Genomic DNA, 13,951 nt, shown 5'->3' with positions numbered 1-13,951 from the left:
TTTATATAATGTTATTATTAGAAAAGCTAAATGCTAATGACATTCTTCCATAAAATGCCGCCAACATTTAATACAATCATATTTCATTTGCTAGTTATAAAATTGTATAGTGCTCCTATGAGATTAGCATCATTTCTAAACTTACAGCCAACTACATTAGGTAGTGGTAAATCATCAATTTCAAAACTCTTGTGATACTTGTCCACATTCCTCTTAATATATTGTATCAATATCTCTTGACTACTTATCCCTCCACCGATTGCAAATATTTCCGGATCTAATATACACTGTAAATTAAAAATTTGTACTGCTAGCTTATAAGTGAAATCATCTAAAATTTCAAGAATATCTGGATCGTTGTTATTTGCATATTCAAATATTTTATACCCATCTAATTCATCTGGCTGAAGACTTTTTACCTTTGCAACTTCATTTATCAATGCTTTAGAACCACTTATAGATCCCCAACACTCATCCGTGTTCTCAGTATTATTTACATTTGTATTTATAAAACTAAACTCACCTGCAAAGAAGTTTTTTCCTTTATGGATTTTCTTATTTCGAACTATTCCTCCACCTACACCTGTTCCTAGTACTATTACAACTCCATCATCGAAATCTTTTAAACTTCCTTTCCAAACCTCTGCTAAAGCTGCACATTTTCCATCATTCTCTATTGTAATCTTTGTCGGACATCTTTCTTTAAGAATTTTTACAATCTCTTTACCTTCATTATATGATAGTGCACCACCTGTATAAGCATAGCCTTTTTCACTATCTAATACTCCTGGCATACTTATAGCCATTCCTTCTATATCATCTTTATATATATCATAGATTTCGCCTATTACATCTATAAAACTTTCAATTTTATCAAGTGGTGTTGGTTTTTTACCCCTTTCAATAAACTCCAAATCCTCTGTCATCAGTGCATACTTAATAGAACTTCCACCTACATCTAACACTAAATATCTCATCTCTACACCTCTCATTATTATACTTAAAATTTAATTCACCCAAACTCTATGTCCTAATACTTACCAAAATAACGTTTACTAAAATAATCATAGCATAATGTTAAACCTCTTTCAATTCAAAGTAAGTAACCTCAAATCATCTCAATTACCAATAAAAAAGCTCTCTCAACTTTTCATTAAGATAGCTTCTTCATTCAATTATGCATTATATATGTTTTAAAAGAGATTAACCCATTAAAATTTATTCTAAACTATAGCACTGCTGAATAAATAATCTTTAAATATAAATTAAATTATTTAAAAGTTATATATTCCTTTCATTTCAACTTAGAAACTTTTCTAATTTAAGTAAATCTAAAATTGTTAATTCTGTTCATTTTATATTCTCTAGGCGTCATTCCAAATTTTTTCTTGAATATCTTGTAAAAGTATGTTGGATTCTCATATCCTACAAACTCAATTATTTCAATAATCGAATACTCAGTTAATTTGATTAATTCAACTGCTTTGCTTAACTTTTTTTCTTTCAATAATTCTTTAAAAGTCATTTTAGTATGTATCTTTATAAATTTGCTAAATTTATAATCTGGTTGATTTAATTTTTCTGAGAGTTCTAGCAGAGTAGCTGTACTATAAAATTCCTCTATGTATTTAAGACTCTGAATTATCAACATCTTCTCATAGTTATCCACAGAATATGTCTCTATATCCTGTGAATTTTTTACTAACTCCACTAATAAAAGCCCTACTAGCAATTTTATTGTCGCTTTTTCATTATCGAATTAGTATACAGCTCAATTATTATTTTTTCTAATAACTCTTGAATATTTTTTCTTTCAGAAGCTTTAAAATATAGATATTCTCCTTCATCATAATCTGTATAAATACTTCTATCTACAGAATTCTCTCCATTTAAAATTCTTAATTCTTCATCTGTCAGAGCAATCAGTTTATCATGAATTTCTTTTAACATATGTTAATTCTTTTTTTCATTATCTCAAGCTTCATCAAAGTATTCTCTTTTCCATCTTCATTTACTTGAGGAAGGATATACACTTCATGGAAATCGCCACTTATCTTAATATTATTCTTATTTATATAATCAATAATTTTATTATAATATTTCTTATTTTCAAAACATCCACCTTCAAAATATATTGTTATATACTCTCCCTCTGGTAAGACAATTGCCCTTCCTTCATTTTTTAACATTCTTACATAATTATTTGTCATTATATTCTTATAAACCATCTTTTCTTTTAACTCATCATAGGAAACCATTGAGGATAATTCATAACTTAATTTTTCTAGCTGATTTTCACTATTAGGCATTACTTTTCTATAATTAATTTCCAATTCATCAATAGTGGCTGAAACGCAATCATAACTTATATATTCCCTTTTTTCATTATATTTAATAAATATTTTATCAGTTTCATATTCAATAATTGAAGAAACTGTGTTTTTCATATACTCTAAGTGATTTTTTATTATTTCCATTTCTAATAGTTTATTTTCCAAAACCTCTTGCTGAAAATTTATCATATCAAGTTTTTCTTCCATAGAAGTGCTTCTACCCATTAATTTTTTTATTTCATTTAGGGATAATCCCAATGTCTTATAATATTTAATCACATCCATTTGAAAAAATTGTTCTATACTATAATACCTATATTGGCTTTTTTCACTAATGACCTTTGGTTTTAGCAAGCCTATTTTGTCATAATATCTCAGTGTCTGAATTGATATGTTATTCAATTTTGACATTTCCCCAATAGAAAAATTACTCAATATTTATCCCCCTTGCCACCTTATACTGATATAGCTTTTTTTGTATTAGTTTTTGTATTAGTAACAATGTTTACTGCTAAAAACGTTAATATTTCTGAAAAAATCATACTAGCCCATATTCCATTTGTACCATAATAATGTGCAGCTAAAAATAAAATTACTGGCAAAAATACAAAAGATCTAAAAGCACAAATTAAGTTAGAGAACTTTGGCATTTCTATAGATTGATAGTACATCGATGTGCTTAAATTTAATCCTGTGAAAAAATAAGCTAAATTAGTCATATTAAGTCCAATATACGCTATATTTATTAATTCCTTATCTGTTGTAAACAAACCTATAAGATTTCTTCCAAATATAAAGCATACTAAGGTAAACAATAAGTTTACCGAGACTGACGCTATTAGTGCAAACTTATAAAATGTAAACATCTTTTTTGTCTCCCTCGCTCCAAAATAGTAACTTATTAATGGTTGGGCTCCTAAACTAACACCTAGAAGCATCATATAAATATTTGTAGTTATATAATTTATTATACTATATGACGCAATTCCTTCCTCTCTCATATAGATTCCTAAAACTATATTATAGAAGAATATTATTATCGAAAAGGCTGCTTCTGCAAAAAACGATGGGAAACCTATGGTAATAATCTCTTTAACCACTTTCATTTCCAGCTTCACATTTCCAAAAGTTAATTGACCTTTCTTCTTTAAAAAATGAGGCAGTATTATAGCTATTGTCGCCACTTGCCCAAGTCCAGTAGCAATAGCGGCGCCCCTAACACCCATATTTAAAGGAAATATAAATATATAATCTAATAATATATTTACCACTGTACCAGCTATCGTTGATATCATAGCTAACTTAGGACCTCCATCATTTCTAATGAATCCATTCAAAGTTATTCCTAACAAACTAGGTATACAAAACAATGAATAGTATCTCAAAAATTCTGCCGATAACTCCTTCAAATTTTCAGTCGCCCCCAAAAGAACTACTATGTACTCCGAAAAAACTATAAATACAAAACTAATAATACTACTTAATATTATAATTGATTTAAATGCTTGGCGAAAAATATATACTGCCCTTTCTTTATCTTTAGCTCCAAAGTTTTTAGAAACTAGAGCACCTCCGCCAACTGCAAACATTGTAGCTATTCCAAATAAAACTATTGTAGCTGGCATTGCAATTGCAACTGCTGCTAACCCCAAATCTCCTACACCTCGACCTACAAAAATACCATCTATAACTGTATATAATGACGATACAAACATAGCCGATGCTGATGGAATAGAGTATTTTAAAAACTTTTTAAACATATTTTTATCTTCCCTTTACAAACATATTTCCTAATATAAATTATAAAGTCTATAGTTGGAATAGAGTCAACCTCTTTATAAAAGGGGCTGTTGCAAAACTAACATAGTTAGTTTTGTAGCGGCTCATTTTTTTAGATATAAAAAATGTGAATTCCGAAGAACTCACATTCATTGTATAATTTACTTATGCTAAAAACCAAATTACACAATAAAGATTATACTGAGATTAATGATAATTTTCAACTTATATTACCATTAAATCTAGAAAATTTAATACCATCAGATGATTCAGTCCGCTTGCTAAGCCATGTATTGGAGGGATTAGATTACACGAAGTTGTATAAGGCGTACTCTTCCGTTGGAAGAAAACCGGCAGTGGAACCTAAAATTATGTTCAAAATAATATCATATGCTTATTCTCAAAATATTTATTCAAGCAGGAAAATCGAAAAAGCATGCAAAAGAGATATAAATTTTAAGTGGTTACTTCAATGTTATAAGGCACCGGATCATGCTACAATCAGTAGATTTCGTAAAGACTATATTTCAAATGAGGTAATTGAAGATTTATTTTATCAACAAGTTAATTATTTAGCAAATCAAAATGAAATACTATTTGAAAATGCATTTATTGATGGTACTAAAATCGAAGCGAATGCTAATCGTTATACATTTGTTTGGAAAAAAACTATTTTAAAAAATGAAGAAAAAATGTTTGATAAAATTCTTGTTCTTTTAGAAAATATTAACCTTGGAGAATTAAAAAAATTTACTGTTCAGAAAGAAACATTAATAGATGATATTGATAAAATTCTTCAATGGCTTGAATATGAAAAAAAGAAAAGAAACATAGAGTTTGTTCATGGAATTGGTAAAAGAAAAACCAAAATTCAAAAGTGGACAGAGCAACTATCTGAATATAAAGAGAGAGAAGAAAAATATAATTTGAGTAAAAAAATATTTTCAAAAAGAAATAGTTATTCTAAAACTGATCCAGACGCAACTTTCATGCATATGAAAGATGATCATATGAGAAATAGTCAATTAAAACCTGCATATAATGTGCAAATCGCAGTTGAAAGTGAATACGTAACCGGCGTCGGAATATTTGATGATAGAAATGATATAGCAACATTAATACCTATGCTTAATAATATGAAAGAAAAAAATTGGTCGTAAATATCTTAATATAATTGCAGACTCAGGTTATGAAAGCGAAGAAAACTATTTATTCTTAGAATCAAATAAGCAAACTCCTTATATAAAACCACAAACTTATGAGAAGTGGAAAAAAGAAGTTTTAAAAATGATATAAGTAAGCGCGAAAATATGAAATATGATGCTGAATCGGATTTTTATATTTGTCATAACAATAGAAAATTAATACCTACCTCTATTATTTATAGAAAATCCGCAAGTGGATACAAATCAGAAGTAACTGTGTATGAATGCGAAAACTGTGATAATTGCGATTACAAAGTAAAATGCACAAAAGCAAAAGGAAATAGAAAAATGCAGGTTTCAAAAACTTTTGTGGAAAAGCGTGAAATATCCTATAAAAATATTACAACTGAATTTGGAACTAAATTAAGAATGAATAGATCTATTCAGGTCGAAGGAGCATTTGGAGTTCTAAAAAGTGATTATGAATTCAATAGATTTTTAACACGTGGAAAAAATAGCGTTCAAACTGAATTTATTTTGCTTTGTTTTGGTTATAATATTAACAAATTACATTCAAAAATACAAAATGAAAAAACTCAGAATCATCTTCATGAATTGAAACCTACTGCCTAATTATGGAATAAATTAACTAGGCTTATTTTAGTGTGCTTAAAAATCAGAATTCTTTAAATAATTAATATTGTATTTCAAATATTTGGAGATTTGCTGGCTTAAACCGAAAAGGAGCATCGCTCCTGATTAAAATTTAATCATTTTGCGACACTCCCTTTTATAAAATCACATCCATAATAATCTTATATCAATCCCAAATCAATATCTCCTTATTTAGAATTTAATTATGCATCCATTCTCATAAGTTAAAAGATTTCCTTACAAAAATTGAGCTTTCTAAATATATGTTATACACAATATCCCAATTCTACTTTTCTTTCTTAACTCTATAAACTAGAAATATTCCATAACAAACTAAAATAAGCGCTATTAATATCTTAATATCAAATATATTTTCTCCTAATATTAATGCTGATAACAATGTTCCAAATACCGGTATTAAAAAATTAAATACTGATATTAATCCTACTTTGTTATATTTTAATAATTGCGTCCAAACAGCAAAGGCTATTGATGATAGTAATGCCATATATATAAGTAGTAATGTTGATTTCGCTGTAAATCCTTCTAAGCTACCTCCTAATGCAAATCCTAATGCAGTAAGAAGAATTCCTCCTATAAATAGCTGAAAACCAGTTACTATCGAAGGTTCTTGAGTTTGCGTTATCTTCTTCCCATATATTGCAGACACAGCAAATATTATTGCAGCAATCATTATAAACCCCTCACCTTTAAAAGTGACAGATGTTCCTCCTAATGATTCTCCATTTAAATTAACAATTACTACTCCTATAAATCCAATAACGCATCCTATTATCTTATTTAAATTTAACCTATCATTCTTATATATAAAATGAGCTAGAATTATACTTACAAAAGTTCCTGTTCCATTTATTATAGATCCTCTAACCCCTGTAGTATATGACATTCCCACATAGAAGAATATATATTGAAGTGCAGTTTGAGTTAAACCTAATAAAGTTATCTGACCAAATTGCTTTCTAGTAAATTTAAATATAACTCTTTTTGATATAAGCTCAAATATGAGTATAAAAATACCTGCAAGTGTAAACCTATATCCGGCAAAAATTAATTTAGAGCCTACATCACTTATATTAAATAGTGAATATCCAACTTTTATAGCCGGATATGCACTTCCCCATAAAAAGCAACACAATGTTGCTAAAAGTACAATATTTTTTCTGTTAGTATAAACTTTTACTTCATCCATTTTATATGTTTCTCTCTCCCGCCTAATCATTGTAAGTAGTTCATCCAATCACTTTTTATTCCGCATTCATTCTAATTCTATCTAATACTTCCATAACTCGAATTGATTCATTTAAAGTTAAATAATCACTTTCAAGCTTCGACTCTTTTAAACAGTTATGAACTTCTTTAATCTCTGCATACATGTCATCAAATTCTATATCTTTTTCAATTGTATACGACTTGCCCGAATTTAGATTAACAACAGCTTTGTTTGGTCTATTATACATCGGAATCTCCATCCATCCCTTTGTTCCTCTAATAATAGCTGTCCTTTCTTTATTTCTATCAATTGCCCCTTCTACAGTTCCTATTACTCCATCTTCAAAAGAAAGTATTGCTTTAAAATAGGAATCGACTCCTGATTCATTTATATCCATGTAAGATTTGACACTTTTAACCTGTGAATCGATCATATCCATTACAAATGACAATGGATAAATTCCTACATCTAGTAACGCCCCACCTTGGTCTTTATCTAATAAATACGATCCCGGTTTAATGTTTTCTACATTATTGCAAAAATTAGCTTCTATAGCCGTTATATCTCCAATCTCTTTATTTCTTATCATTCTCTTAATATCACTAATTATCGGAACAAACCTTGTCTTCATTGCTTCCATAAAGAATGTATTATTTAACACAGCTTCTTTTTTTATTTCCTTCATTTCTTCCGAATTTATCCCTACAGGCTTCTCACAAAGCACAGCCTTTTTATGCTTTAAAGCTTCGATGGACCAGTGTTTATGAAAGCCGTGAGGCAATGCTATATATACAGCATCCACTTCTTCATCTCTTAATAATTCATTATAATTTTCATAAACTTTCTCGCAATTATACTTATCATAAAATTCATCACGTTTTTCCTTAGTTCTAGATGCTATAGCATATAGTTTACCTTCATTAGAATATGATAAACTCTTTGCAAATCTCAAAGCTATATTTCCAAGTCCTATAATTCCCCATCTAATCATTACTTTTCCTCCTTATTATAAACCTGCAATTTTATTCATCTTTATTTATTAAAAATACTATTCTATATTACTATATCATACTCTCCATTCATACACGCTAATCGCTAGTACAAAAATATCCACAATACTTAGAACATATTAAATAATTATTAGTATGCAATCATATATTTCTTCCTATAAAAAATTTGTAAGCAGAAAAGGGAGTGTCGCAAAATGATTAAATTTTAATCAGGAGCGATGCTCCTTTTCGGTTTAAGCCAGCAAATCTCCAAATATTTGAAATACAATATTAATTATTTAAAGAATTCTGATTTTTAAGCACACTAAAATAAGCCTAGTTAATTTATTCCATAATTAGGCAGTAGGTTTCAATTCATGAAGATGATTCTGAGTTTTTTCATTTTGTATTTTTGAATGTAATTTGTTAATATTATAACCAAAACAAAGCAAAATAAATTCAGTTTGAACGCTATTTTTTCCACGTGTTAAAAATCTATTGAATTCATAATCACTTTTTAGAACTCCAAATGCTCCTTCGACCTGAATAGATCTATTCATTCTTAATTTAGTTCCAAATTCAGTTGTAATATTTTTATAGGATATTTCACGCTTTTCCACAAAAGTTTTTGAAACCTGCATTTTTCTATTTCCTTTTGCTTTTGTGCATTTTACTTTGTAATCGCAATTATCACAGTTTTCGCATTCATACACAGTTACTTCTGATTTGTATCCACTTGCGGATTTTCTATAAATAATAGAGGTAGGTATTAATTTTCTATTGTTATGACAAATATAAAAATCCGATTCAGCATCATATTTCATATTTTCGCGCTTACTTATATCATTTTTAAAACTTCTTTTTTTCCACTTCTCATAAGTTTGTGGTTTTATATAAGGAGTTTGCTTATTTGATTCTAAGAATAAATAGTTTTCTTCGCTTTCATAACCTGAGTCTGCAATTATATTAAGATATTTACGACCAATTTTTTCTTTCATATTATTAAGCATAGGTATTAATGTTGCTATATCATTTCTATCATCAAATATTCCGACGCCGGTTACGTATTCACTTTCAACTGCGATTTGCACATTATATGCAGGTTTTAATTGACTATTTCTCATATGATCATCTTTCATATGCATGAAAGTTGCGTCTGGATCAGTTTTAGAATAACTATTTCTTTTTGAAAATATTTTTTTACTCAAATTATATTTTTCTTCTCTCTCTTTATATTCAGATAGTTGCTCTGTCCACTTTTGAATTTTGGTTTTTCTTTTACCAATTCCATGAACAAACTCTATGTTTCTTTTCTTTTTTTCATATTCAAGCCATTGAAGAATTTTATCAATATCATCTATTAATGTTTCTTTCTGAACAGTAAATTTTTTTAATTCTCCAAGGTTAATATTTTCTAAAAGAACAAGAATTTTATCAAACATTTTTTCTTCATTTTTTAAAATAGTTTTTTTCCAAACAAATGTATAACGATTAGCATTCGCTTCGATTTTAGTACCATCAATAAATGCATTTTCAAATAGTATTTCATTTTGATTTGCTAAATAATTAACTTGTTGATAAAATAAATCTTCAATTACCTCATTTGAAATATAGTCTTTACGAAATCTACTGATTGTAGCATGATCCGGTGCCTTATAACATTGAAGTAACCACTTAAAATTTATATCTCTTTTGCATGCTTTTTCGATTTTCCTGCTTGAATAAATATTTTGAGAATAAGCATATGATATTATTTTGAACATAATTTTAGGTTCCACTGCCGGTTTTCTTCCAACGGAAGAGTACGCCTTATACAACTTCGTGTAATCTAATCCCTCCAATACATGGCTTAGCAAGCGGACTGAATCATCTGATGGTATTAAATTTTCTAGATTTAATGGTAATATAAGTTGAAAATTATCATTAATCTCAGTATAATCTTTATTGTGTAATTTGGTTTTTAGCATAAGTAAATTATACAATGAATGTGAGTTCTTCGGAATTCACATTTTTTATATCTAAAAAAATGAGCCGCTACAAAACTAACTATGTTAGTTTTGCAACAGCCCCTTTAAATTTAATTTATTATGTTAGCTATACTTCTGCTGATTCATCAATATCTTTCATAGTTAATGATATTCTCTTTCTCTTTTCATCAACTTCCAATATCGCTACCTTTACTATATCTCCAACTTTAACTATATCTAAAGGATGCTTTACAAATCTATTTGCCATTTGACTTTTGTGAACTAATCCATCTTGATGCACTCCTATATCTACAAATGCTCCAAAATCAGATACATTCCTAACAGTTCCAGCTAAAACCATACCAGGTTTTAAGTCCTTAAGTTCTATTATTCCCGTTTTTAGTATTGGCTTTGGCATTTCTTCTCTAGGATCTCTGCCTGGCTTCTTTAATTCTTTTATTATATCCTTTAGAGTCATCTCTCCAACTTCTAATGTTTCACTTAATTTTTTTAATCCTTGAGATTGAGCTCTTTCATCAATGTCACCTAATTTATTATTCTTAAGGTCTTCTTTATTGTAACCAAGTAATTCTATTAACTTCTTAGCTATAGCATAAGACTCTGGATGCACAGATGTATTATCCAAAGGTTCTTTGCTATCATCAACTCTTAAAAATCCAGCACATTGCTCATAAGCCTTTTGACCTAATCTCTTAACTTTTAATAGTTCTTTTCTTGAAGTGAATCTTCCTACTTCTTCTCTATAGTCAACAATATTTTTAGCGATAGATGCATTTATTCCGGAAATATGTGTTAAAAGCGATGGTGTTGCTATATTTAAGTCAACTCCAACAGTGTTAACTGAGTCTTCTACTACACCTGCTAAGGATTCTTCTAACTTTTTAGGAGTGACATCATGCTGATATTGTCCTACTCCTATAGCCTTAGGATCTATCTTAACTAGTTCCGCAAGTGGATCTTGCAACCTTCTTCCTATTGAAATTGCTCCTCTTACTGTAACATCTAAATCTGGATATTCCTTAGTTGCAAGTTCTGATGCTGAATAAACTGACGCTCCTGCTTCAGATACTATTACATATGCTAATTCTTTTCCAGTTTCATTTTTTATTTCCGTAATCATTTCTGCAATAACTTCTTCTGATTCTCTTGATGCTGTACCATTTCCAAGGGATATAACATCAACATTATGTTTAGCAATAAGAGCTTTTAAAGTTCTCTTTGTTCCTTCGATATCTCTTTTAGGCACTGTAGGATATACTGCTGTATTTTCTAAAAACTTTCCTGTTGCATCTAGAATCGCTATTTTACAGCCAGTTCTAAATCCTGGATCATATCCCATTACTACTTTTCCTTTAATAGGCGCTTGTAATAACAATGCTTTCAAGTTTTCTTTAAATATCTTAATAGCACCTTCTTCACCCATATCAGTTAATTCACTTCTTATTTCTCTTTCTATGGATGGATAAATTAATCTTTTTAACGAATCTCTAATTGCAAGTTTTAATTTTTCATCTAAAGTTTCATTGCCTTTTAATACTTGATTTTCTAAGTATTGAATTATCTTATCTTCATTAACAGTTATCTTAACATTTAGGATTTTTTCTTTTTCTCCTCTGTTTATAGCTAATATTCTATGAGGTGGTATCTTATTTACTGCTTCAGAATATTCATAATACATTTCATATGGAGTTGGTTCATCTGAACTTCCCTTTGATTCTATATTACCTTCTCTAATAACAAATTCTCTTATATACTTTCTGTACTTAGCTTCATCAGAAATGCTTTCAGCTATTATATCTAAAGCTCCTTGGATAGCTTCTTGACTATTTGTAACTCCCTTTTCTTCACTTATATACTTAGCTGCCTCTTCATCTAGGTCCCCACTTAATTTTCCTTCCAAAATTAGTTCTGCAAGAGGCTTTAATCCCTTTTCTACTGCTATTGTTGCTTTTGTTCTCTTTTTAGGTTTAAAAGGTCTATATATATCTTCAACTTCTGTTAAGGTCGTTGCATTCTCTAAAGCTTTTCCTATTTCATCAGTATATTTTTCTTGTTCTTGTATAAGCCTTGTAACATCAGCTTTTCTTTCCTCTAAATTTCTTAGATACGTAAGTCTTTCAGATAATTTTCTTAAGACTTCATCTGAAAGTCCTCCTGTTGCTTCTTTTCTATATCTTGAAATAAATGGAACTGTATTTCCATCATCTAAAAGTCCAATAACATTTTGAACCTGACTTAACTTTATTTCTAATTCTTTTGCGATTCTTTCTTCAATTGAATTCATAATTTCCTCCTGCTTATATTAAATTACCTAAATAGTCATTGCCACAACAATACTATTTTACCATATAAATCATTATTGCCATTACTATTTTTAGTAATGGCAATAATCCTATATCACTATTAATATTATAAACTTATTTTAATTGAAAGCAATAATTATATATATTTTTCTTCTACAGTTGTCCTCACTTTCAGTTTCCCATTTTCCTTACTAATCTCAAGAATTAATTTTCTTAAATCTTTTTTGCTCAATTCATTATATACTACGATTTCTTGTTTTTGCCCATCGTTATAATAGCAGAGTTTAAGCTCTGTTACTCCATTCAAATAACTTAAAACTAAAGTCTTAACTACTTGCCCATCCTTTCTTATATTCGATATTTTTAATGGATGTTTTTCTATTCCCTCAAAGCTTAAATATATATCCTTTAAGTCTTCACCTGTCAAGTTTTTAATAAGAATATCTTTTGTTCCTGGTATATTAAAATACATATTTACCCCTCCAATTTTTATTGAATAATTACAGAAGAATGAATCCCATGGATATATGTTATTCCAAGTCCCAAAAGTAACATTAATCCGAAATAACTTAATGCAAACATACACCTAATAGATGTCTTTACTTCATAATACGATTTATCTGAATTTCTATATTGTTCAATAACTTTTGCAATTCCAAGTATAAGTAATAATACAATAATTGGATTGAAAGCCTTGAAGAGAGCAATTATACCAATTGGTATTCCTATGAGCCATAACTTTGGTGATATAGCCGAAACCACTCTTCCACCATCAAGTGGATGAACAGGTATAAGATTAAATAGATTTAACATAAAACCTACATAGGCTAGTGCTGCCAAAAAGTCTTCTCCAGATATAAAGTAAAACAACAAACAAATTAGTGCACCTATACTTCCTAACACAGGCCCTCCTATAGCAACTTTCGCTTCTGTTGCTGCATCTTTAGGTTCTTCTTTCATGCTAATAAAAGCACCTACAAAAGGAATGAAAACTGGAAGGCTTACATCCAATTTAATTAATTTAGCCGTAAGATAATGTCCCATTTCATGAATCAAAAGCAGTAATACAAAGCCAACTCCAAATGCCACTCCATACATCTTAGCGTATATGACGATCATTAGTATCATAGATATAAAGGTAGATGCAAATTTACCAAGCTTTAATAATATTATTAAGAATTTTAATTTTCCTAGCACTAAAAATAAAATAGCTTTAAATTTCAAAAGTACTAATAGAAAAGCTCCTACTACTCCTAAAATTCCTTTTTTATCTTTTAATTTTGCAACTAAACCATTTTCCTCAAAGTGTTCTTCCGTATTAATGGTATCAGTTTCTTCTTTCAAATTATCATAATCTATGTTTGAATCAATATTTTCTAATTCATTTTTATCGTTGTCCATAAATTTTCCTTCTCTTTCTTATACATGATATTAAAGCATTAAGCTAAAGTTACTTTTAATAAACTATACTAAGAATAATGTATAATGCCTGCTCAAACTCCTCCTCCACTATACTTAGTATAAATGCA

At 28.9% G+C, this 13,951-nt stretch carries 11 protein-coding genes and 1 pseudogene; 1 reads left to right on the top strand and 11 read right to left on the bottom strand.

The annotated features are described in order from the left end of the window. Positions 1 to 83 precede the first annotated feature (83 nt). From KEC93_RS02550 to KEC93_RS02535, 5 genes are all read right to left on the bottom strand, one after another. Complete coding sequence (locus KEC93_RS02550) at positions 84 to 977, bottom strand: ROK family protein (protein WP_023974868.1); 894 nt, start codon at positions 975 to 977, stop codon at positions 84 to 86. 344 nt (positions 978 to 1,321) lie between these two features. Continuing rightward, positions 1,322 to 1,711: a helix-turn-helix domain-containing protein gene (locus tag KEC93_RS26415; RefSeq protein ID WP_236892102.1), complete on the bottom strand. Its 390-nt coding sequence runs from the start codon at positions 1,709 to 1,711 to the stop codon at positions 1,322 to 1,324. A gap of 23 nt (positions 1,712 to 1,734) precedes the next feature. Next, complete coding sequence (locus tag KEC93_RS26410) at positions 1,735 to 1,950, bottom strand: hypothetical protein (RefSeq protein ID WP_236892100.1); 216 nt, start codon at positions 1,948 to 1,950, stop codon at positions 1,735 to 1,737. After that, positions 1,944 to 2,768, bottom strand: coding sequence for a MerR family transcriptional regulator (locus KEC93_RS02540; protein ID WP_023974867.1), 825 nt, complete (start codon positions 2,766 to 2,768; stop codon positions 1,944 to 1,946). The genes KEC93_RS26410 and KEC93_RS02540 overlap by 7 nt, the downstream gene beginning before the upstream one ends. A gap of 20 nt (positions 2,769 to 2,788) precedes the next feature. Then, complete coding sequence (locus KEC93_RS02535) at positions 2,789 to 4,093, bottom strand: MATE family efflux transporter (protein WP_077869788.1); 1,305 nt, start codon at positions 4,091 to 4,093, stop codon at positions 2,789 to 2,791. 186 nt (positions 4,094 to 4,279) lie between these two features. Between KEC93_RS02535 and KEC93_RS02530 the strand changes: the two are divergent. Continuing rightward, positions 4,280 to 5,890: pseudogene (locus KEC93_RS02530) on the top strand (IS1182 family transposase). 307 nt (positions 5,891 to 6,197) lie between these two features. On the opposite strand, the gene KEC93_RS02525 reads toward KEC93_RS02530, so the two are convergent. The 6 genes from KEC93_RS02525 to KEC93_RS02500 form a co-directional block, all read right to left on the bottom strand. Beyond that, positions 6,198 to 7,121 carry a DMT family transporter gene (locus KEC93_RS02525; RefSeq protein WP_023974865.1) on the bottom strand — a complete coding sequence of 308 codons (924 nt, stop codon included), beginning with the start codon at positions 7,119 to 7,121 and terminating at the stop codon, positions 6,198 to 6,200. A gap of 55 nt (positions 7,122 to 7,176) precedes the next feature. Then, positions 7,177 to 8,133: a Gfo/Idh/MocA family protein gene (locus tag KEC93_RS02520; protein ID WP_077870060.1), complete on the bottom strand. Its 957-nt coding sequence runs from the start codon at positions 8,131 to 8,133 to the stop codon at positions 7,177 to 7,179. A 354-nt stretch (positions 8,134 to 8,487) separates the two neighbouring features. Continuing rightward, positions 8,488 to 10,098, bottom strand: coding sequence for an IS1182 family transposase (locus tag KEC93_RS02515; RefSeq protein ID WP_031276413.1), 1,611 nt, complete (start codon positions 10,096 to 10,098; stop codon positions 8,488 to 8,490). A gap of 127 nt (positions 10,099 to 10,225) precedes the next feature. Next, complete coding sequence (locus tag KEC93_RS02510; RefSeq protein WP_077868718.1) at positions 10,226 to 12,403, bottom strand: Tex family protein; 2,178 nt, start codon at positions 12,401 to 12,403, stop codon at positions 10,226 to 10,228. A 155-nt stretch (positions 12,404 to 12,558) separates the two neighbouring features. Then, a complete protein-coding gene (locus KEC93_RS02505; protein ID WP_039768503.1) occupies positions 12,559 to 12,894 on the bottom strand; it encodes a hypothetical protein in 336 nt (111 codons plus the stop codon). A 17-nt stretch (positions 12,895 to 12,911) separates the two neighbouring features. Beyond that, positions 12,912 to 13,823, bottom strand: a complete 912-nt coding sequence (locus KEC93_RS02500) for a site-2 protease family protein (protein ID WP_077868717.1) — start codon at positions 13,821 to 13,823, stop codon at positions 12,912 to 12,914. Positions 13,824 to 13,951: the final 128 nt, after the last annotated feature.

Source organism: Clostridium beijerinckii, from assembly GCF_018223745.1.
GTDB classification, from domain to species: Bacteria; Bacillota; Clostridia; order Clostridiales; family Clostridiaceae; genus Clostridium; species Clostridium beijerinckii.
Note: the sequence above shows the minus strand (reverse complement) of the source record. Positions and strands in the feature narration are given on the sequence as shown.